The organism is Bradyrhizobium sp. SZCCT0153, from assembly GCF_018129995.1.
Classification (GTDB): Bacteria; Pseudomonadota; Alphaproteobacteria; order Rhizobiales; family Xanthobacteraceae; genus Bradyrhizobium; species Bradyrhizobium japonicum_G.
Window position 1 is genome coordinate 39,372 of record NZ_JAFCKS010000006.1, and the last position, 21,307, is coordinate 60,678.

At 65.7% G+C, this 21,307-nt stretch carries 20 protein-coding genes; 7 read left to right on the forward strand and 13 right to left on the reverse strand.

Annotation, left to right across the window (positions count from 1 at the left end; all coding sequences use genetic code 11):
* Positions 1-206 precede the first annotated feature (206 nt).
* The 5 genes from JQ572_RS24660 to gmk all read left to right on the forward strand — a co-directional run bounded on the left by JQ572_RS24660 (position 207) and on the right by gmk (position 4,892).
* Entirely contained in the window at positions 207-446 is a 240-nt protein-coding gene (locus tag JQ572_RS24660) for an acyl carrier protein (RefSeq protein WP_008130699.1), read from the forward strand.
* A 108-nt stretch (positions 447-554) separates the two neighbouring features.
* Positions 555-1,820, forward strand: a complete 1,266-nt coding sequence (gene fabF / locus JQ572_RS24665) for a beta-ketoacyl-ACP synthase II (protein WP_211385430.1) — start codon at positions 555-557, stop codon at positions 1,818-1,820.
* Positions 1,821-1,945: 125 nt separating this feature from the next.
* Complete coding sequence (mltG, locus tag JQ572_RS24670) at positions 1,946-3,211, forward strand: endolytic transglycosylase MltG (RefSeq protein ID WP_211385431.1); 1,266 nt, start codon at positions 1,946-1,948, stop codon at positions 3,209-3,211.
* Positions 3,212-3,341: 130 nt separating this feature from the next.
* Positions 3,342-4,229: a YicC/YloC family endoribonuclease gene (locus JQ572_RS24675; protein WP_211385432.1), complete on the forward strand. Its 888-nt coding sequence runs from the start codon at positions 3,342-3,344 to the stop codon at positions 4,227-4,229.
* 3 nt (positions 4,230-4,232) lie between these two features.
* Entirely contained in the window at positions 4,233-4,892 is a 660-nt protein-coding gene (gene gmk / locus JQ572_RS24680; RefSeq protein ID WP_211385433.1) for a guanylate kinase, read from the forward strand.
* On the opposite strand, the gene JQ572_RS24685 is transcribed toward gmk, so the two are convergent.
* The 13 genes from JQ572_RS24685 to lptF form a co-directional block, all read right to left on the reverse strand.
* Positions 4,825-6,090 (reverse strand): hypothetical protein, encoded by a 1,266-nt coding sequence (locus JQ572_RS24685; protein ID WP_249129307.1) that lies wholly within the window; start codon positions 6,088-6,090, stop codon positions 4,825-4,827. The two genes, gmk and JQ572_RS24685, sit on opposite strands and share 68 nt — an antisense overlap.
* Positions 6,091-6,219: 129 nt before the next feature.
* Positions 6,220-6,714 (reverse strand): hypothetical protein, encoded by a 495-nt coding sequence (locus JQ572_RS24690; protein WP_211385434.1) that lies wholly within the window; start codon positions 6,712-6,714, stop codon positions 6,220-6,222.
* A gap of 27 nt (positions 6,715-6,741) precedes the next feature.
* A complete protein-coding gene (locus JQ572_RS24695; protein WP_211385435.1) occupies positions 6,742-8,088 on the reverse strand; it encodes a caspase family protein in 1,347 nt (448 codons plus the stop codon).
* Positions 8,089-8,565: 477 nt separating this feature from the next.
* The gene (locus JQ572_RS24700) at positions 8,566-9,318 is read right to left on the reverse strand and encodes a Crp/Fnr family transcriptional regulator (RefSeq protein ID WP_211385436.1); all 753 of its coding nucleotides are present in this window, start codon (positions 9,316-9,318) and stop codon (positions 8,566-8,568) included.
* 338 nt (positions 9,319-9,656) lie between these two features.
* Entirely contained in the window at positions 9,657-9,893 is a 237-nt protein-coding gene (locus tag JQ572_RS24705; RefSeq protein ID WP_211385437.1) for a hypothetical protein, read from the reverse strand.
* Between the two features lie 72 nt (positions 9,894-9,965).
* Entirely contained in the window at positions 9,966-10,139 is a 174-nt protein-coding gene (locus JQ572_RS24710) for a Flp family type IVb pilin (protein ID WP_249129309.1), read from the reverse strand.
* Between the two features lie 154 nt (positions 10,140-10,293).
* Positions 10,294-11,352 carry an alcohol dehydrogenase gene (locus tag JQ572_RS24715; RefSeq protein ID WP_211385438.1) on the reverse strand — a complete coding sequence of 353 codons (1,059 nt, stop codon included), beginning with the start codon at positions 11,350-11,352 and terminating at the stop codon, positions 10,294-10,296.
* A gap of 25 nt (positions 11,353-11,377) precedes the next feature.
* Complete coding sequence (gene rsmA, locus JQ572_RS24720; RefSeq protein WP_211385439.1) at positions 11,378-12,232, reverse strand: 16S rRNA (adenine(1518)-N(6)/adenine(1519)-N(6))-dimethyltransferase RsmA; 855 nt, start codon at positions 12,230-12,232, stop codon at positions 11,378-11,380.
* The gene (gene pdxA / locus JQ572_RS24725; protein ID WP_211385440.1) at positions 12,229-13,245 is read right to left on the reverse strand and encodes a 4-hydroxythreonine-4-phosphate dehydrogenase PdxA; all 1,017 of its coding nucleotides are present in this window, start codon (positions 13,243-13,245) and stop codon (positions 12,229-12,231) included. Before pdxA ends, rsmA begins: the two co-directional genes overlap by 4 nt.
* Positions 13,245-14,171 (reverse strand): SurA N-terminal domain-containing protein, encoded by a 927-nt coding sequence (locus tag JQ572_RS24730; protein WP_211385441.1) that lies wholly within the window; start codon positions 14,169-14,171, stop codon positions 13,245-13,247. Before JQ572_RS24730 ends, pdxA begins: the two co-directional genes overlap by 1 nt.
* A gap of 70 nt (positions 14,172-14,241) precedes the next feature.
* A complete protein-coding gene (locus tag JQ572_RS24735; protein ID WP_249129344.1) occupies positions 14,242-16,698 on the reverse strand; it encodes an LPS-assembly protein LptD in 2,457 nt (818 codons plus the stop codon).
* 32 nt (positions 16,699-16,730) lie between these two features.
* Complete coding sequence (gene lptG, locus JQ572_RS24740) at positions 16,731-17,828, reverse strand: LPS export ABC transporter permease LptG (RefSeq protein ID WP_211385443.1); 1,098 nt, start codon at positions 17,826-17,828, stop codon at positions 16,731-16,733.
* Positions 17,825-18,994, reverse strand: coding sequence for an LPS export ABC transporter permease LptF (gene lptF / locus JQ572_RS24745; protein WP_211385444.1), 1,170 nt, complete (start codon positions 18,992-18,994; stop codon positions 17,825-17,827). The genes lptG and lptF overlap by 4 nt, the downstream gene beginning before the upstream one ends.
* Before the next feature lie 341 nt (positions 18,995-19,335).
* Between lptF and JQ572_RS24750 the strand changes: the two genes are divergently transcribed.
* Together JQ572_RS24750 and JQ572_RS24755 are read left to right on the forward strand one after the other, a co-directional pair.
* Positions 19,336-20,835 carry a leucyl aminopeptidase gene (locus JQ572_RS24750; protein ID WP_211385445.1) on the forward strand — a complete coding sequence of 500 codons (1,500 nt, stop codon included), beginning with the start codon at positions 19,336-19,338 and terminating at the stop codon, positions 20,833-20,835.
* Positions 20,836-20,841: 6 nt separating this feature from the next.
* Complete coding sequence (locus tag JQ572_RS24755) at positions 20,842-21,294, forward strand: DNA polymerase III subunit chi (RefSeq protein WP_211385446.1); 453 nt, start codon at positions 20,842-20,844, stop codon at positions 21,292-21,294.
* The last annotated feature ends 13 nt before the right edge of the window (positions 21,295-21,307 follow it).

A 21,307-nucleotide genomic window follows, 5' to 3' on the forward strand; every position in this document is an offset into this window, starting at 1 on the left:
CCTTCAACGGATGGGCAAAGAACGCCATTGCAGGTTTTTGAAACCCTGTATATTGGCGATGCTGAGCCTTGGCCGTCGTTCGCCGGGCCCTGCATCGGTTAGGATGGGGCCAAATCAAAGTTCGTAAGCGAAGGCAGTCAAACGACCACGACGGCTCGTATCGTCCCGGGGGGTCGGGTCTACAGGGAACAACACGAGGTTAAGCAATGAGTGACATTGGCGAGCGGGTTAAGAAGATCGTGGTCGAACACCTTGGTGTTGAACCCGAGAAGGTTGTCGACGCTGCGAGCTTCATCGACGACCTCGGCGCCGACAGTCTGGACACCGTCGAACTGGTGATGGCGTTCGAAGAAGAATTCGGTTGCGAGATTCCGGACGACGCCGCGGAGACGATTCTCACCGTCGGCGACGCGACGAAGTTTCTCGAGAAGAACGCGAAGAGCTAAGGCTCTTCAATTTCGCGGGGACAACATTGAAACCGGACGGGCCGCTTCCCAGCGGTCAGCCGGTTTCTTGTTATTGGCCGCGAATCTTTCGATACGGAGTTTTCAGATATGAGGCGGGTTGTCGTCACGGGTCTCGGCATGGTGTCGCCACTCGGCTGTGGCGTCGAACCGACCTGGAAACGCATCCTCAACGGCGAAAGCGGTGCGCGCAGGATCGAGAGCTTCGACGTCTCCGATCTGCAGACCAAGATCGCCTGCACGGTCGTGCGTGGTGACGGAACGAACGACACCTTCAATCCCGACAAGTGGATGGAGCCGAAGGACCAGCGCAAGGTCGACGACTTCATCATCTTCGGCATGGCTGCGGCCGGCCAGGCGCTCGACGATGCCAACTGGCATCCCGAGACCGAAGAGGACAAGTGCGCCACCGGCACCATGATCGGGTCCGGCATCGGCGGCCTCAACGGCATTGCCGACACCGCGATCCTCCTGAAGGAGCGCGGACCGCGCCGGGTCTCACCGTTCTTCATCCCGGGCCGCCTGATCAATCTCGCTTCCGGCTACGTCTCGATCGCGCACGGGCTGAAGGGGCCGAACCATTCGGTGGTTACGGCCTGCTCGACCGGCGCACATGCCGTCGGCGATGCCGCCCGGCTGATCGCGCTCGGCGATGCCGACGTGATGGTCGCCGGCGGCGCTGAATCGCCGATCGGCCGCATCGGCATTGCCGGCTTCAACGCCGCGCGTGCGCTCTCCACCGGCTTCAACGACACGCCCGAGAAGGCCTCGCGTCCTTACGACAAGGACCGTGACGGCTTCGTGATGGGCGAGGGCGCCGGCGTCCTCGTCCTGGAAGAACTCGAGCACGCCCGGCGCCGCGGCGCGAAGATCTATGCGGAGGTGGTCGGCTACGGCCTCTCGGGCGATGCCTATCACATCACCTCGCCGGCACCCGATGGCGATGGCGGCTTCCGCAGCATGGCCGCCGCGCTCAAGCGCGCCGGCATCACGGCGTCCGATCTCGACTACATCAACGCCCACGGCACCTCGACACCGCTCGGTGACGAGATCGAACTCGGGGCTGTCGAACGTCTGCTCGGCAATGCAGCATCCAAGGTCGCGATGTCCTCGACCAAGTCGTCGACCGGACATCTGCTCGGTGCAGCCGGCGCGATCGAGGCGATCTTCGCCGTTCTGGCGATTCGCGATAATGTCGTGCCGCCGACCATCAACCTGGACAATCCGTCGGTCGAAACTGCGATCGATCTCGTGCCGCGCACGGCGAAGAAGCGTGAAGTCAACATCGCGTTGTCGAATTCTTTCGGTTTTGGCGGTACCAACGCGTCGGTGATCGTCCGGCGTCTGGACCATTAGTTTGTTGTTGCGACGAATCCACCGTTTTGCCGCATTCGGCGATAGTCATGGAAGTGGGCGCGTGCATCTGGCTCGGCAAGCGATCGTCGGGCCGCGATTGAACCGGCAGGATTCAGGTTGCATCGATGAGTGAAAGGCCGCCCATTTCGCCGCGGAGTCCGCGGGCAGCGCTCGAGCCCGAGCAGGTCCCGCCGCCGCCGAAGCGATCGGACCGCGCGCGCAATCCTTTCGTGATCGTCGGCAACGCCATCATCACCCTGCTGCTGATCGCGATGATCGGCGCCGGCGGCGTCTATTATTACGGCCGGCAGGTGCTCGAGGCGCCAGGGCCGCTGAAGGACGACAAGATCGTCAACATTCCGCAGCGTGCGGGCAAGCGCGACATCGCCGAGACGCTGAACCGGGAAGGCGTGACCGACGTCAACCCGTGGGTGTTCATCGCCAGCGTTGCTGCGTTGAAGGCGAGTTCGGATCTCAAGCCCGGCGAGTACTCGTTCCAGAAGAACGCATCCTTGCGCGACGTCATCGCCACCATCGTCGAGGGCAAGGTGGTGCAGCATGCCGTCACGATCCCGGAGGGCCTGACCTCCGAGCAGATCGTGGCGCGGCTGTCCGACAACGACATCTTCACCGGCAGCGTGCGTGAGCTGCCGCGCGAGGGCACGCTGTTGCCGGAAACCTACAAGTTCCCGCGCGGGACCCCGCGTGACCAGGTGGTCCAGCGCATGCAGCAGGCGCACAAGCGCGTGCTGTCCGAGATCTGGGAGCGCCGCAGCCAGGACATCCCGGTCAAAACTCCTGAGCAACTGGTGACGCTGGCCTCGATCGTCGAGAAGGAAACCGGCAAGCCGGACGAGCGCAGCCGCGTCGCCGCGGTGTTCGTCAACCGCCTGAAGCAGAGGATCAAGCTGCAGTCCGATCCCACGATCATCTATGGCCTCGTCGGCGGCAAGGGCACGCTCGGCCGTCCGATCAAGCGCAGCGAGATCACGCAGCCTTCGCCCTACAACACCTATGTGATCGAGGGACTGCCGCCGGGGCCGATCTCCAATCCCGGCCGCGCCTCGCTCGAGGCCGCCGCCAACCCGGCCCGCACCCGCGACCTCTATTTCGTCGCCGACGGCACCGGCGGGCATGCCTTCACCGAGACCTACGACGCGCACCAGAAGAACGTCGCCAAGCTCCGCGCGATGGAGAAGCAGATCCAGAACGACACGGTCGAGCCGGCCGAGGACGCGCCGCCGCCGGCCGCCGCCGCGCCCAGCGCCGCCGACACGCCGACCGCGACCACGCCGGCGCGGCCCAGCCAGCAGAAGAAGCCGCCTGCGGCGCGCCCCGCGCCCGCCCGGCAGGGCGCGGTGCAGACCTCGCCCCCGGTGGTCCAGCGCTAACCCGGCGCAGACCTGTCAACCGCAGACCTGCCTGCGGGACTTTGCGGATTCCACTTTCCTGCAAAATAGTCTTAAGATTCGCGTGCCTTGATGGGCCCGCGAATCCCGTGTTTCTGGAGAAATTGACCTGATGGCGTTGTCGTCCATGACGGGCTTTGCCCGAAGCCACGGCGCTAGCGGGCCGTATACGTTCGAATGGGAATTGAAGTCGGTCAACGCCAAGGGCTTTGACTTGCGCGTGCGGCTGCCGCAGGGGTTCGACGAGCTCGAGGCTCATGCCAAGAAGCGCGCCGCCGAGCTGTTGTCGCGCGGCACCGTCTACGCCAATCTGACCGTCAAGCGCGCCAATGCCGCGGCGTCCGTCCGTGTCAACGAGGATGTCCTCAACGCCGTCCTGAAGGCCGCAGCCGTGATCGCCGGCAAGGTCGACGCGGTCGCGCCGAGCGTCGACGGACTTTTGGCCATCAAGGGTGTCATTGAGGTCGCCGAGCCCGAGGGCGACGAGGAGGAGGACAAGGCCGCGCGCACTGCTGCAGCCGACGCCTTCGACCAGGCACTCGCCGATCTCGTCGAGATGCGCAAGCGCGAGGGCACCTCGCTCGGGCAGATCCTGACGCTGCGGGTGGACGAGGTCGAGCAGCTGGCGAAGAAGGCCGAGGCTGCGCCCGGCCGCAAGCCCGAGGCGATCAAGGCCAGGCTCGCCGAACAGATCGCCAGCCTCCTCGACACCTCCGACCGTTTCGATTCCGACCGCCTGATGCAGGAGGCGTTCCTGATCGCGACCAGGGCCGACATCCGCGAGGAGCTCGACCGCATCGCCTCGCATATCGCGCAGGCACGCGAGCTGATCGGCAAGGGCGGCCCGATCGGCCGCAAGCTCGACTTCCTGGCGCAGGAGTTTCACCGCGAGGTCAACACCTGCTGCTCGAAGTCTAACGACATCGAGCTGACCAATACGGGGCTCGCCATGAAGAACGTGGTCGAGCAATTCCGCGAGCAGGTCCAGAATCTGGAGTGATCGATGACGACGGGCGGTCACGGAACTGACGGTGTCGAGCGGCGCGGATTGATGTTCGTGCTGTCTTCGCCCTCGGGCGCGGGCAAGACGACGCTGTCGCGTCTGCTGATCGAGCGGATGCCCGGCCTGCGAATGTCGGTGTCTGCCACCACGCGGCCGATGCGGCCCGGCGAGGTCGACGGCCGCGACTATCTGTTCGTCGACAAGCCCCGCTTCGATGCGATGGTGAAGGGCGACGAGCTGCTGGAATGGGCGACCGTGTTCGACAACAGCTACGGCACGCCGCGCGCGCCGGTCGAGGCGGCGCTGTCGGCGGGGCAGGACGTGCTGTTCGACATCGACTGGCAGGGCACGCAGCAATTGCGCGAGAAGGCGCGCGCCGACGTCGTCAGCGTCTTCATCCTGCCGCCCTCGGCGGCCGATCTCGAGAAGCGGCTGCACTCGCGCGCGCAGGATTCCGACGAGGTGATCCGCAAGCGCATGAGCCGCGCCAGCCACGAGATGAGCCACTGGGCCGAGTACGACTACATCGTCATCAACCACAACGTCGATGACGCCTTTTCCGAGGTGCAATCCATCCTGAAGGCCGAGCGCCTCAAGCGCGAGCGGCGGACTGGCCTCGTGGGTTTCGTGCGCGGTCTGCAAGGCCAGCTTCAAGGCTAGGCTGCGACAGGCGCGGCCCGTCCTGCGCCAGCCGTTCCAGCATCGCCGTGATCACGTCGACGTCGACGGCGTCATCAATTGCCTCAGCCTCATCGCGATCGGCCGGCTCTTCGTCATGAGCCTCGTTGGCCGCGAGCCGGGGCGCAGACGCCTCGATCTCGAACTCTCCGCTGAACACATCGGCCTCGTCGAGTTCTGCGGCCGCGTTGCGGGCCGGCGGCTCACGCGCGTCGATCACTTCGATCTCACGATCAATCGCGGCCAGCTGCAAGGGTTTGGGCTCCAAGGGTTTGGGCTGCAAGGCTTCGGGCGCCAAGGCTTTGAGCTGCGAGAGTGGGGGGCGTACAGCATCGAAATCGATCGGGCGCGGCTGCTGCGCGCGCGGTGCGATGTCGGTTGCGTTGAGCCAGGGCGCACGGCCGTCGCCGTGATCGTGCGGTTCAAAATTGTCCCAGTTGACGCGGCGATGGTCGGCGGCCTGGACGCGGATGCGTCCGCGGGCGGCGAAGCGGTAGACGATGCTGGCGAGGATGCCGGCAAGCGCCAGGGCGCCGCCGATCACGAGCAGCAGCATCTGGAGCGAGCCGGCCGGCTTGTCGGCGGTGCTGTCTGCCGCGGCCAGAGCCATCGGAGCAGGGGATTTCGACGGCTTTGCACTCGGCTGTGCCGTCGTCGTGACAGGAGCGGGCGCCGGCTGCGGTGCGGGCGACGTGGACGCATCGGGCCAACGCGTCGCAACGGCAGGCTGCTGCGCGCTGTCGTCGGCGGCGGGGCTCGCAGCTTGTTGCGTCGGCGCCGCCGGTGCGGGCACCTTCGGCGCTGCGGGGCTCTGCGGCGTCAGATATTCGGCGCGGGCATCCTGCACCGAGTGCGGCTGCGGCGCTGCTGAATCGGCTGTCGGCGCGTCGGGCGCAGCCTGCGCGGTCTGTACGGTTTTTGCATTGTCCTTGCCGCCTTCGGCACGCAGATACCAGCATTGCCGCTTGGTGGCGCGCTCGAGGCGATAATGCCAGTGCTGGCCCTGCGGCGCAGCGCCCTTTGGCGAGGCAAGGCAGTCGCTCGCGGCATTTGCCGTGCTCGTTGCCGTGGGCGCAGTCTGCGACACGGCGGCCAGCGGCGCACCTGCAATGATGCTGCCCGCAAGCGCGGATATGAACTTTGCGGTGCGGTTGCCCATCCTGGTCTCCCGGTTACGCATGACGCAACTCTTAACCAGCCCTTTCTCGTCAAAGACTTGGGTGGCAATGAGCCGCAAATCCGGAGAGGATGTGGCCTGAATTGGGCCTGCGCGCCGTTCGTTCCGCCCCGCAGCCAGGCTTTTTTGCTGTTATTGCTTGGTCGAGGTCCAGGTTCCGCCGCAGCCGTCGGAGCGTCGGAAGGTGCCGGAACCGCTGCGCGCTCCGAGGCGGCCGGCGCCCGTGAATGTCACACCCTCGCCTTGGCCGAACGTGCTGACCGATCCGCTTGGGCTGACGGTGCCGGTGACGCCCTGGCCGATGACCTTGCCCGAGGAGACCACGACCGCGCCGGACGTGGTGCCGCCGCAGCCGACGCTGACGACCATCCAGGCGCCGTCAAAACCGCCACCGCCGCCACCCCCACCGCCGCTTCGCCGCGACGACGCGCGTGGCTCCTCGGCCGGCTTGCTGCGTCGCGCCGAAGGCGCCGGTTCGGCCGAACGGTCAGAGCGCGAGCCGGACAGCGACTTCTCGTCATTGCCGATCGAGCCGCCGGCGCTGCCGGACTGCGCGAGCGCGGACGATGAGGCGGAGGCGGTGAGCAGGAAGGCGAAAGCGAACGTCCGGGTGGCGGCATTGGGCATGAGCAAAAATCCAAAATGAAAATCGTATCAGCGGCCGGAGCCGTCGGCGCAGACGGATCCGATAATGCGGCAAGCTTTGCCAGCCTTTCCGCATTCGTCAAGCGCGGCGTCCCTGGCGCGCTGGACGCTGTCGCGCTGGACCAGCGACCAGGACTTGTCCGATATCGCGAAGGCGCCGCAGCTCTTGCCGTAAAAGGAAAGCTCGATCGGACATTTGGCGTCGGCGCAATTGCCGCGCGCGTCCGCCACCGCCGCGCGCCGCGAGGCGTGATTCCACGATATCCCCCATTTGCTGTCGTCGGGCCCGTAGACGATCGAGCCCCACGGCTTCAGATCCTCCATCTTGCGCATCCGCAGCAGCAGGCCTTCGGTCGGCTCACCCGTGGGCGCCATGGAAATCCGCTGCTGGAGTTTCGTGATCGCGCGGGTGAGTCCGTCGGCCGTGTCCGGGTCGAAATTGAGCTCGTAGAGCCGCTCGCTGAGCTCGCTCAGCAGGGCGGCATCACGCAAGGGGACGCGGTCGGGGTCGGCGCGCAGCCGCTCTGCCGGAAGCGGATCGGGCTGCATTGCGGCCACCTGCGGCGGTGCGGTTTGCGTCGGGGCCACGAAATAGAAGGTGCCGTCGATCGGCGAGGACGACACCCAGGGCTGCTGCGCGCCTGACGTGGCGCGCTTCACGGCGAGGCCGACCTGGTTGAAGGTCTGGAAGACGTCGAGACCCGCGGTCCGGACCGTCGCGGCCAGCGCCTTGGTGTAGGGGCTGTGGCCGTCGCTGCCGTCCTGCGCGACGTTGCCGGGCTGGGTCGCATAGGAGATCAGCGTGCCCTCGGGCGCGCGCATCTGCGCAAGGCCGCCATCTGACGACCGCAGGCCGCGTGAACCAAAGGGGTTGTTGCGGCAGGCGTCGAGGATCACGAGGTTGAGGCGCGTGCCCGATCCCTGCATCTGGCGCAGCACGAGGTTGACGTCGGTCATCTGGAAATCGACGTCGGCCTCGCGCGTCGGATTGGCACCGACCGGCACGAGATAGTTCGAGCCCGCGACCTGCACGCCGTGGCCGGCATAATAGAACAGCGCGACATCGGCACCTTGCACCTGCCGCCCGAAGCTCTGCACCGCGAGGTCCATCGCGCCCTTGTCGAGATCGAGCTGGGCGCGGCCACCGACCAGCGCGAAGCCGAGCAGTCCAAGCGTCTCCGCCATCAGGCTCGCGTCCCTGGACGGGTTGTCCAGCGGCGTGATGTTCTTGTAGGCGGAGTTGCCGACGACCAGCGCGACACGCTTCTCGGCCGATGCCGCTGCAACCGTGGCAACGAGCAGGGCCGCGGCCAGCATTGTCACCGTCAGGACGCGATTGAAAAAGCTCGCGCGCATCAAAATTCCCCAAAGCCAAATTCTTCAGAGTAATCGCGTCAATCTACCAGCTTGAGGCGCGGGCGAAAAGCGGTGCGACGTCCTGTACGGGGAGGGCCTGGGCGTATCAGCAGGGCTATGGCAGATGACAGCGGGAGGTTTCCGAAAGAGCTCGGCCTGCATGGTTCGAGACGCCCGCTTTGGCGGGCTCATCACCATGAGGGTCTGATGTCTCACCGCAAAACGCGACCTCATCCTGAGGGCCCGCCGTAGGCGGGCGTCTCGAAGGATGGGCCGCAGGCAAGCTGCCCGCCACGCTTTTCTTCATATGCGATAGCCCTGGGCCTATCAGGGTGTGAAGCGAGCATGACTTCGCCGTCCCCGCGACCTCAGGCGGAGCGGGACCATGGACCTGCGCGAGGGCGAGCTGATCGGCATGAAATGGCGCGAATTGCAGCGCGTCGCGGACTTCAGCCCGGCCCATCTGCGCCTGAAGCGTCAATCGCCGCCGCGAGCGCGAGGCGCCGAAATGCCGGGGCTCGACCGATGCCGCCGGCCCATCACTTCGTCAAAGTGCTTCTTCACCCAATCATTGCAACAGCAGGCTCTGGCTTCGAGCGCCGGCGCATCGAGGATCAAAATGGCGCCGCGGCGGGTCGCGAGGATCCGTCTTGCCTTGAACATCTGGATGACGCGGCTGGCGTAGCTGCGGGACACGCCGAGCAGGCCGGCGAGCTGCTCGTGGGTCAGAGGGATCTCGGGGCCGCCGATATGCTCGCGCGCGAGGATGATCCACTTGGCGGCGCGCTGCTCGATCGAATGCGCGGCGTTGCAGGCCGCGCTCTGGAGCAGTTGCGCGAACTGGCAGTCGGCATAGTGCAAGAAGACCTGCTGGAGCGTGGCCGACCGCTGCTGCGCCTGCTCGAGCGCGCGCAGCGGCAACCGGACCAGGGTGCCGCCCAGCTTCACGACGATGCGCGAATAAGCGGGCGAGGCGCTGCCGCCGAAGGCAATGCCCACGGCGCCCTCGCGCCCCACCAGCAGGCTTTCGACCTCGCGATCGTCCTCGACCGGCACGGCGAACGACACGAGCGTGGGGCCGCAGGGAAAATGAGCCGCCGCCACCTCGTCGCCGGCGTGATGCAGGATATCGCTCGCCTCCAGTTCGACAGGCTGGAGGTGAGGGCCGAGCAGTTCGAAATCCGCGTGGCTGAGCTGCTGGAGAAGATCGTTTTGGGGCCGGCCGGTCACGTGTCTTGCTCTGGCCGGGAATCGGCGCGAGCCGGAACCCTACGTTTCCGCGACGAAGGCGACGGTTCCAAAGTGCACACAAGGCGGCTTCGTGCGTTGAAAACTTGCAGGTCCGGCTTACGGAATTCCGGAAGTCACCGTGGTCAGGCCGCAGGGAACGCCGGACCCGCGGTATTTCGTGTCACGAACTCTGTGCAGCAGTGCACATATAAGGCGCGCGGGTCGGCATAGCATCGTCCTCGCCGGGCGCCGTACCCCGTGCGCTCTGCCCGACGGACCGCCGGCCTGTACCTCGAACGCCGCCGGGCCGGCGGGCCCGAGGGCGACGGGAAGGATCATCACCCGAAGCGCGCTTCGCAGTCATGCGCAGGCCGGCTTTTTTCCACGTGCGCGCGATAGGCGTCGATCGCCCTGTTGGCGAGCATCAACTGCCGGCGTTCGCCGGTCCTGAGCTGGGCTTCGATGGCATCGAGCAGGAGGTTCGCGGTCTCGTCCGGAGGGCCGAGCTCTCCGCTCAGCTCGAGACAGCTCCAGGCGATGAAGAATGCGCTTTCGACGGTGCAGCGAATGGACATGGCTGCCAACGCGGCGCGGCCGTTGCCGTTCCGAGCTTGGTGTCGCGTCACTGGGCGAAAGTGCGGGCGGCGCTACTTGAGCGAGGTGCTGATCGAGCTGAACTTCTTGTTCAGCGTCGAGCCGAGGTTGTTGACGACGGCGATGATTGCGAGCGCGATGCCGGCGGCGATCAGGCCGTACTCGATCGCGGTGGCGCCGGATTCGTCGGCAAGAAATCGGCGAATGGAGCAGCGGATGGTCTGCATGGTCTCACCAGAATTCCAGGAAGGAAGCTGGAGAGATATATAGTGTGCTGGTCGCCGGTTCCCCTATTCGGAACCGGGCCTTGCGTCAATTCCGAGTTAATTTTGCCGAGGAAAAGCGCGGCGGCGAATGAAGCTCCTCCGCCGCCACAGAAACTCAGTTCTTCAGCACGATGCGGCCGACGACCTTGCCGGCGCGCAAGCTGTCGATCCATTTCTGGACGTCGCCCATCGGTTCCTCGCGCATCGGCGTCGGCTTGATCTTGCCGGCACGGGCGAGCGCCATCAGTTCGCGGGCCTCCGCGAGCGTGCCGACCATGAAGCCCTCGATGGTCATGCGCTTGTAGACCCACTGCACCATCGGCAGCGTGAACTGGCCGCCCATCAGGCCGGAGACCACGATCTTGCCGCCGCGCGCGGCAACGGCGACGGCGAAGGCCATGGACTTCTCGTTGCCGGCGAAATCGACGATCTCGTCGAAACCGCCGTCGGTCTCCTTGAGAATGCGCTTGATCACGTCGGGCTCGGCCGGATCGTAGGCAACCGCCGCGCCGTTCTTCAGCGCGGTGTCGCGCGCAGCGGCGCTGAGGTCGGCGACCGCGATCGGCTGCTTGAACATGGCCTCTGCAAAGGAAAGGCCCATCATGCCGACGCCGCCGAGACCGATCAGCAGCAAATTGCGCTGGCGCGGACGATCGACGAGGCGCTTGAGCGCGCCGTAAGCGGTGACACCGGAGCACATCAGCGTCGCGGCCTGGTTGACGGGCAGGGGATCGTAATCGAGCAGGTATTTTGCGTCGGGCACCAGCACGTGGGTGGCGAAGCCGCCGTCGATCGAGACGCCGAGGAAGCGCTGCTTGGCGCAGAGATTCTCGTCGCCATTGGCGCAGTCGCGGCACTGGCCGCAGCCGATCCACGGAAACACCGCCTTCTTCGCGCCGACAAGGCCGGCGGCGACGTCGGGGCCGACTTCGTCGACCACGCCGGCGATCTCGTGGCCGAGCGTGAAGGGCAGCGTCATGCCGCGCGTGGTATCGAGCTTCTTGCCGCCGCCGAGATCGGCATAGCCGTCCTGGATGTGCAGATCGGAGTGGCAAAGGCCGCAGCGCTCGATACGCACCAGGACCTCGCGCCCTTGCGGCTTTGGCGTGTCGACGATGGTCTCGCACAACGGCGCATCGAACTTGACCAGGGACTGCCGACGCATCAACGCCATTTTCTTTCCTCCGGAATTTCCGTTATCAGCCTTCGCTGCGTATATCGGCCAATTCATGCGCCATGGCAACAAAGCCGGAGATCGGAATGGTCTCCGCGCGCCGCGTCGCATCGACGCCGGCGGCTTGCGCAAGGCGTGCGGGATCGACGCCCAGAGACTTCAGGCTCTGGCGCAGCATCTTGCGACGCTGGCCGAAGGCGGCAGCCGCGACCTGTTCGAGCAGTTTGCGATCGCAAGGCAGAGGCTTTTCGCGCGGCACCAGGCGCACGACCGAGGAGGTGACCTTCGGCGGCGGCACGAAGGCGGACGGCGAAATGTCGAACAGGATCTTGGTCTCGCAGCGCCAGTTGGCGAGCACGCCGAGCCGGCCATAGGCTTCATCGTCCTCGCGCGCGACGATGCGCTCGCCGACCTCGCGCTGGAACATCAGCACCATCGTCTCGTACCAGGGCGGCCATGGCTCGGTGGTGAGCCAGCCGATCAGGAGCTGGGTCGCGATGTTGTAGGGCAGGTTGGCGACGATTTTTGCTCTTTCGCCATCGAGCAGCGGACGCGGGTCGAAGGTCATGGCATCGCCATGCACGATCTCGAGCCGGCCGGGATAGCGCACGGAAATATCCTGCAACGCCGGGATCGCGCGCTCGTCATGCTCGATCGCGATGACGCGCCTGGCGCCGAGCGCAAGCAGTGCGCGGGTCAGTCCGCCCGGGCCGGGGCCGATCTCGACGATGGTGGAGTCGTCCAGCGGCGCCGCCGCGCGCGCGATGCGCGCGGTGAGATTGAGGTCGAGCAGGAAATTCTGACCGAGCGATTTGCGGGCCGAAAGCGCGTGCTGGCGGATGACCTCGCGAAGCGGCGGGAGGTCGTCGATCGCGCTCATCGGATTGTCGCAGCCGCCATGCGGCTCGCAAGCCTCAAGGCGGCGATCAGGCTCGCCGGGTTGGCCTTGCCTCTGCCGGCAATGTCGAAGGCGGTGCCGTGATCGGGCGAGGTGCGGATGAAGGGCAGGCCGAGCGTGACGTTGACCGCGTCGTCGAACGCCACCGTCTTGATCGGGATCAGCGCCTGGTCGTGGTACATGCAGACGGCGCAATCATAGCTGTTTCGCGCGGCTTCGTGAAACATGGTGTCGGCAGGAAGCGGTCCCTTCGCCTCGATGCCGTCGCTGCGCAGCGCCTTGAGGGCCGGCGCGATCACGGTCTGCTCCTCGTGGCCGAGCGAGCCGTCCTCGCCTGCATGCGGGTTGAGGCCGGAGACCGCGATGCGCGGCCTATCGATGCCGAAGCGGGATTTGAGCTCGGCTGCGACGATGCGCACGGTCGAGACGATCAGCTCGCTGGTCAGCTGGGCCAGCGCATCGCGCAAGGAGACGTGGATGGTCACGGGCACCACGGCGAGCCGAGGCGACCACAGCATCATCACCGGCTGGGGCACGCGGCCGTGCTCAGCGGCGAGCTCGGCGAGGAATTCGGTGTGGCCGGGATGGCGGAAGCCAGCGCGATAGAGCACGCTCTTGGCGATCGGATTGGTGACGACGGCGCCGGCGCGGCCCTCGCGGACGTCGGTGACCGCCTGCCGGATCGAGGCGAGCGCGGAAGGGGCGCTGGATGCGTCGGGCTTGCCGGGCTCGGCCGTCGCGCGCGTGCCGGTCGCAACCACGGGCAGGGCCTCGGCGAAGGCAGCTTCGGCCTCGCCGGGGCTCACTTCGGCGATCCCGATGTCGGCTCCGAGCGCTTTCGCGCGGCGGGCGATCAGCGCAGGGTCACCGAGGAGATAGAAGGCGGGCAGGCCCAGTTCGCGGCGCCCGAGCCAGGCTGCGATGGTGATGTCGGGACCGATGCCGGCGGGCTCTCCCAGGGTCAGGGCGAGGGGCTTGGCAGGGGGCTTGGCCATCAGCGGTTGCGATATTCGATCATCGCCGCCTTGCGGAGGTCTTCGAGATAGGCCTTCTGGGTCTTCTCGTATTTCTCCTGATACATCTTGTCGCGAACCTCGCGCTTTTTCGGCGTGTCGATCGTGGTCGGCTTGCGCGAGCACAGCACCACCATCTCGATGCCCGACTTGGTCACCTCGGGCGCGGTCAGGTGGCCGATCGCCGTGTCGTCGAGCACCTTGCGCAGCGCCTCGGGCAGGTCCGCGGTGGTCTTGGTGACGGCATCGCGGATGGTGGCGTTGGGCGTCGAGCGGAACAGCGAATTGGCTTCCTCGCAGCTTCCGACGCGCGAGCGATATTGCTCGGCTTCCTTCATCCGTGTCTCCTGGAAGGCCGCAGACGAGCCGCGCGGCACGATCAGCACGATCGGCTGCATCTTGTATTCGGTGCCCTCGATCTGGAGCTTGTCGCCGGTCTGGGCCTGCACGGCCTCCGCGACGTCGCGCTCGCCGACCATCAGCTTCTCCTTGAAGCGGCCGCGCACGAGGCTGGTCCAGACCATCTCGGCCTTCATGCGCGCCTTCAATGTTTCAGGGCGAACGCCTTTAACATCGAGCGATTTGGTGAGCATCTCCGGCGAGATGCGCATGCGCTGCGCCATGTTCTCGTAGGATTGGTTGATGTCGGAGACCCCGGGATCGACGCCGTATTTCTTGCCCTCCTTCAACTTCACCTTCTCGTCGATAAGCTCGTTGATGACCACCTGCCGGGCGGGGGTCTTCTGCGTGGTCAGCTGGATGAGCTTGGCGCGCTGCTCGATGTCGAAATCGGTGATCGGATCGCCGTTGACCATGACGACGATGTTCTGCGCCCGCACCGGCGCGCCGAGCAGGAACAGGGCGGCGAGGACGAGGAGGAGGCGGAGGACAGGCAATGGAGTCGTCATATTTTTTTCGCTCGCATGTCAGCCGCGGTGAGCCTGCGATGGTGCAAACGCGGCCGTCACTTCAAACCGTTCACTGGAAGCCGGAGGTCCCGGAACCGCTGGTCGCCGACGAGGTCGCCAGCGTGCGCAGGCCGATCTGGAACATGAACGCGTGGCTCAGCACGGGCGGCGTCGAGCCCGCGGAATAGCTATACGAAGTTACATAGTTCGCCGCCAGCACGAAGCAATCGTCGACATAGCCGGCGCCGAGCACATACTGGTTGATCTTGTTGGCTTCCAGGTCCCAACGCGCCGAGCCCGTCACCACCCAATTGGTCGCGACCTTGATCGAGCCCGAGGTCAGGATGCCCTCGCGGCGCGTCAGATAGCCGAGTTCCGGTTGCGGCGCGTAATTGCCGTAGATCATCGCGACCGACCAGCGATCGAAGTTGGCGCGGCCCTCCGCCTCGAAGCGCTGGACGTTCCAGGTCTGCTCGTCCATGCGAGAGCGAACGCTGAACGTATAGGTGCGGTTGGGCGAGTAGCTGGCGCTCGCGACGTAATCGGAACGCGGCTTGTCGAGGCCGGAATCCAGGCCGGTGTTGATGGAGTCCTGGACCGCGTAGGAGTTCATGCCGAACAGCTGGTAGGACTGTCCGAACAGCACCTTGACGGCGCCTCCCTTGTCGAACTGCGTGGTGGACTGCACGCCGACATTGGCGCGGCCGCCGCCCTCGACGCGGTCGTAGCCGGAGAACTTGTCGACGCTGAACAGGTTCGAGGCGTCGAACACCATGCTCTGGGCGTCCTCGTTGGGGAACTTGCCGGCATAGGTCTCGTTCGGCCGGATGATGACCTGCGCGATCGGCTCGATGGTGGTCGAGCCCCAGGGCTGAACGTTGATGAAGGGGTAGCGGTATTCGAGGCCCACGGTCGGCATCAGGCGGAACGCCTGGGTGTCGCCGACGGGAAGGTAGTTCGACACGCCCGGCTGGTTCGAGATCGACGAGTTGATCGCATCGGCGCGAAGGATGGCGAACGGCGTCCAGATTTCACCGAACGGATCGGTGTAGGACTTGCGCCACTGCGCTTCGGCCGTCAGGCGGGTGTAGGTGCCGGGAAAGCCGCGCAGCAGGCACTGCGAGGGCGTGCGCGCGAGCGGGTCGGCCGACGTCGTCGTGCACAGGCTGCTGGTGTTGGCGAGCGTCGTGATCGGATCGAACACCGCGTCATTGCGCGACAGGTTCACGAAATTGGTCTTGTAGCTGAACTCGCCGCCGAACACTGGATAGTTGAGCACGTTCGAGTAGTCGATCACGGGGTAGACGACCGGCACCTGGCCCTGGTTGCCCGAGAAGCTCAGCCAGTACATCGTGCGCGCGTCGAAGAAGCTGCGATTGCCGACGCCGGTCAGATAGAGCTGCGAGATCGCGTCCGTCGGCAGGTTCAGGAACGATCCGAGCGGATCGCGGTACGCCGCCAGGCGGTAATCGGACATGAAATAGTAGTCGGAGAGCAGGACGCCGTCCCAGCCCCAGACCCATTTGTCGTTGAGCGCGAACTGTCCCTTGGTCTCGACGCCGCCGCGGAACTGGCGGTCGCCGGGCTGCCCTGCGAACTGGTCGCGGTCGAGCTGGTCGATGCCGTAGACGCGGATCTGATAGGCGCCGTCCATCAGGCGCTGGCGGAACTCGGCCTGGAACAGCACGCCCTGCTTGGACGTGATGCGCGGGTTGAAGGTCGCGTCCATGTCGGGCGCGATCGCCCAGTAGAACGGGATTTCGACGCCGTAGCCGAACGGGGTGTACGACGTGAAGCCCGGCATCAGGAAGCCGGTCTTGCGCTTCACCGTCGGGTCGGGCGTCGAGAAATAGGGCATGTAGGCGAGCGGCACGCCGAAGAATTCGATCTGCGCCGTCTCGAAATACAGCATCTTCTCCTGCTGGTCGTGGATGATGCGCGCACCCTTGACCTGCCACAGCGGCGGCTTCTTCGGGTCGTCCTTGCACGGCGCGCAGGCCGTGTAGACGCCGTTCTCGAACACCGTGTAGTTGCCGCTGGAGCGGTCGGCGCGGCTCGCGGCCATGCGGGTCTGGTCGGCGGTGTCCACGCGCAGCGAATCGACGAAACCGTCGCGGTAGTCGTCGGACAGATCCATGATCTCGGCATAGGTGATCTTGCCGTCGGCATCCGTCATGCGGATGTTGCCCTCGGCATGGAGCCGCTTGGTCTTCTGGTCGTAGACGACCCGATCCGCCTCGACGCTGGTGCCGTTGTAGAACAGCTGGACGTTGCCGACCGCGGAGACGCGCGAATTGTTGTAGTCGTAGTCGACCTCGGTCGCCTGGACCAGCATCTGGTTGTCGTTGGCGACCTTTGGCGGCTTCGGACGCGGCGGCAGCGGATTATAGCTGAACTGGGCGGAGGCGGGCGCCACGGCGGCGACGTCGATCAGCCCGCCGAGCGAGGCGGCCGTGACGACGGCGAGCAGGAGCCTGCGGATGGACAAGCCGCGCCCGTTCGCGCGCACCACGATGCGCTGCGTCAAACGAGACACGAGCCTTCGGTGGACGGCCGTCACTATCCGTCCTCCTGATAGAGCAAGGCCAAAAAGCCGGTGAGGCCGCCCACCACCACGGGCAACCACGCCGCAGCGATCGGATGCATCAACTCAGCCTTGCTCAAATCTTCAGTCACTTTCGACAGAACGTAGAGCAGAAAGCCTGCGCCCACGCCACTCAAAACCATCTTCTGCACGCCGCCCATCCGGAAGAAGCGCAACGACACGGAGGCCGCGAGCATCACCATGGCCGCAAGCAAAAACGGCTGCGCCAGCAGCTTCTGATACTGGAGTCGGTATCCGGCTGTCGCGAAGCCCGAGCTTTCGGAGGAGCGGATGTAGCCCGGTAGTTGCCAAAAGGACACAGTCTCGGGGGTGGAAAAGCTGTTGCGGACCTGCGCCTCGGTCAGTGTCGTCGGAATCGCCAAAACGGCCTGCTCGGTCGGCGCCGCGTTGAGCGAGAAGCGACGGACGTCCCTGAATATCCATTGTCCGGTTTCGAGTTCCGCCTCGCGCGCCTCGACGCGTTCCTTGAAGTGCTGCTCTGTGTCGAACCGAAACAGCGTGAGCCCGGTGAGCCGGATACCCTGCTGCTCGCTGCGCGCCGCATTGATGATCGTCTGGCCGTCGCTGGTGACCTGATTGAGCCAGAAGCCGGAGGCATCCTGGATGCCGCCGCCGGGCGCCGAGCCGAACAGCTCGGCCTCCATGCGCTTGGAGAGCTCGCGCAGATTGGCCGACAACGGATTGTAGGCGACGGTGGCGATCACCCCGATCAGCAGCGCGCTGCCGAGCGCAGGCGAGATGAACTGCCAGGCCGAGATGCCGGCGGCGCGCGCCACCACCAGCTCGAGCCGGCGGGAGAGGGCGAGATAGCAGGTCATGGCGCCGATCAGCATGCAGAACGGCGTCAACTTCTCCAGAAGCTGCGGCACCCGGAACAGCGAGGTCTCGGCCACCATGATCGCCGAGGCGGAAACCAGCCCCGAGGTCTTGCGCACCATCTCGATGTAGTCGACCAGCACCAGCAGCAGGAAAATGCCGGCGAACACGCCCAGCGCCGCGACCACGAAGCGGCCGGCGAAATAGCGCCCGAGTGTGTTGGTGAGCATGCTCATGCGATGGCCGGCCGTCCGAACAGCCGCGCGATGCGCGCGTTCGACCTGTTGATGGCCTCCATGAGGCGGGGAGGCGGTTCGACCACGATGCCGCCGATGATCATCCACAGCCCGACGCCGATGGAGCCCAGCACCATCGCGTATTGAACCAGCACGGCGCCCGGCGACTTCACCGCCATTACCGAGCAGGCGAAGCCTGCCATGCGCAGGCCGAACACGGCGATCACTGAACCGCCGATCGAGAAGTTGCGGCTCTGGCGGGTGGTGCGCGGCGCGCCTAGGAAGGCGAAGGTCAGCACCGCGAAGGCGAAGGGATAGATCGGCGCCAGCAGGCTGTCATGCAGCGCCGAGCGGAACTGCCCCGGGATCTGCTTGTAGACCGGATCGTCCTCGGACGGCGAGAACAGCTCCCAGAGGTAACGCTCGCGGATGCCGAGCGTGACGTCGCGGCCCTGGCCCGAGAACTTCGACATGTCGAAGCCGTAGCGGTCGAACGCCACCAGCGCGGGATCGCGCTTGCCCGCTTCGAAGCGCTGCAGGTTGCCGGTCTCCAGCACCAGGAAAGATCCGGTCTCGTTCTTCACGACTTCGCCGTGCTCGGCGACGATCGAGACGCGCTCGTTCGGATCGCGGCGGTCGTCGATGAAGATGCCGGCGAGGATGCCGCCGGGCTGGCGTTCGCGAATCCGGATCGTCAGGTTCTTGTCGAGCTGGGCGAAGCGGCCGGGCTGGAGGATGTTGGTGAGCACGTCGGCGGTGATCTCGGCGTCCCACTGCTTGATCCGTCGCATGCCGTCGGGGGCGAGATAGGCCGCGATGAAGGCGACCAGCAGCGCCACAACGCAGGTGGCGTAGAAGAATGGATAGAACAGCCGGAACGGCGAGAAGCCGGCCGCATTCATCACGATGATCTCGGAATCGGTCGCGAGCTTGTTCAGCGTGTGCGAGACCGCGATCATCAGCGCGATCGGCGAGATGATCAGGACCAGGGCCGGCACGACGAGGCTGGTGATGCCGAGGAAGGTGAGGATGGTCTGCCCCTGGCTCGTCATCAGGTCGATGCCGCGCAACGCCTGCGTAATCCAGATCACGCCCGTGAGGCTGACCAGGACCAGCGCAAACGACGCGAGCGTCGTGCGGAATATATACCTATCGATCGACCCCATGCGCGACCGTACGATTCCCACCAAGTCCCCGATGCCGGCCGGCATTCCGGCTGTCCAACCAATCCCCGATCAGGAGATCCCCAAGGTCGGCCAGCCATCTCTTCCGACAGCTCACTCTCTCACTACCATCCCTTTGATCCGTCAACAAAATGGCTGCCCCGTGGCACCCTCAATATAAGGTTAATATTTCCCTCGTTGTGGCCGCTCGGCCACGCCGGGCGCTTGGCATCTGCCGCGCCGGTGGCCCATAGTGGGGAAAGTCCAGTGAATCGCCGTTCAGCTCCGGCCCGTGGCCGGGACCGCCGAACGACGGAAAGCCCGGTGTTTTGAAGGAGTTACACATGTCCGATGCCATCAAGGTCGGCTTTGTCCCGTTGTCCGCTGCCGCCCGTGGCATCCTCGTCGTGTTCTGCGACGACAGTCTGAAGCTCGGCCCGGCGACCGCCAAGGCGCTCGGCGGGGCCACCGACCTCGTGAAGCGGGCGGCCTCCGCGGCCGCCTTCAAAGGCAAAAGCGGGGCTGCGCTGGACATCCTGGCGCCGGAGGGGGTGAAGGCCACCCGGCTGATCGTGGTCGGCGCCGGCAAGGCGGCCGGCCTGAAGGCGAATGACTTCCTCAAGTTCGGCGGCGTGGCGGCAAGCAAGCTTTCCGCCGGCGCCACGGCCATGACCATCATGGCGGAACTGCCCGACGGCGCCATGACCAGCGAGCAGGCGGTCGCGATCGCCGCAGGCCTGCGGCTGCGCACCTACAAGTTCGATCGCTACAAGACCAGGAAGAAGGACGGCGAGGAGGGCGGCTTGCGCGCCGACGTCTCGCTTGCGGTCGGCGATGTCGCCGCGGCCAAGAAGGCGTTCGCCTCGGCCGGCCACGTCGTCGACGGCGTGATCATCGCGCGCGACCTCGTCAACGAGCCGCCGAACGTGCTTTTTCCTGAAGAATTCGCGCGCCGCGCCAGTCAGCTCCGCAAGCTCGGCGTCAAGGTCGAGGTGCTCGACGTCAAGGCGATGGACAAGCTCGGCATGGGCGCGCTGCTCGGCGTCGGTCAGGGCTCGGCGCGGCCGAGCCGCACCGTGATCATGCGCTGGGACGGCGGCAAGAAAGGCGAGGCGCCGGTCAGCTTCGTCGGCAAGGGCGTCTGCTTCGACACCGGCGGCATCTCGATCAAGCCGGCCGGCAGCATGGAGGACATGAAGGGCGACATGGGAGGCGCTGCCTGCGTCGTCGGCCTGATGCATGCGCTCGCGGCGCGCAAGGCCAAGGCCAACGTGGTCGGCGCCATCGGCCTCGTCGAGAACATGCCCGACGGCAATGCGCAGCGCCCGGGCGACATCGTCACCTCGATGTCGGGGCAGACCATCGAGATCATCAACACCGACGCGGAAGGCCGCCTCGTGCTGGCCGACGTGCTCTGGTACGTCGCCAAGAAGGTGAAGCCGAAATTCATGGTGGATCTGGCGACCCTGACCGGCGCGATCGTGGTCGCGCTCGGCACCGAGCATGCCGGCATGTTCTCCAACAATGACGAGCTCGCCGACCGGCTGCTGACGGCCGGCATCGAGAGCGGCGAGAAGGTCTGGCGCCTGCCGCTCGGCCCCGAATACGACAAGCTGATCGATTCTCAGTTCGCCGACATGAAGAACACCGGCGGCCGTCACGGCGGCTCGATCACCGCGGCGCAGTTCCTGCAGCGTTTCGTCGACGGCACGCCGTGGGCCCATCTCGACATCGCCGGCACCGCCATGGGCGCGCCGAAGACCGACATCAACCAGAGCTGGGGAAGCGGCTACGGCGTCCGCCTGCTGGACCGTCTGGTGGCAGATCATTACGAGCGCAAATGACCCAAGATGACTGAAGTGCTGTTCTACCATCTGCAAAACATGACGGTGGAGAACGTGTTGCCGCCGCTTCTCGAGAAATCGCTCGAGCGCGGCTGGCGCGTCGTGGTGCAGTCGACTTCGCCCGAGCGCGCCGATGCGCTCGACGCTCACTTGTGGACCTATCGCGACGATTCCTTCCTGCCGCACGCGACATGGCGCGTGAACGACGCCGCCGATCAGCCGATCGTGCTGGCGATCGAGGAGGACAATCCGAACGGCGCCAATGTCCGCTTCCTGATCGACAATGCCGCGCTGCCGCAGGACGGGCAGGGCTATGAGCGCATGGTTCTGCTGTTCAACGGCGACGATCCCGACGCGCTTGCGTTCGCCCGCAGCGCCTGGACGGATTGCAAGGCGAAGGGATTTGATGTCACCTATTGGCAGGCCGACGAGCGGGGCCGGTGGCAGCGTCGGAATTAGCGGCCGATCGCAA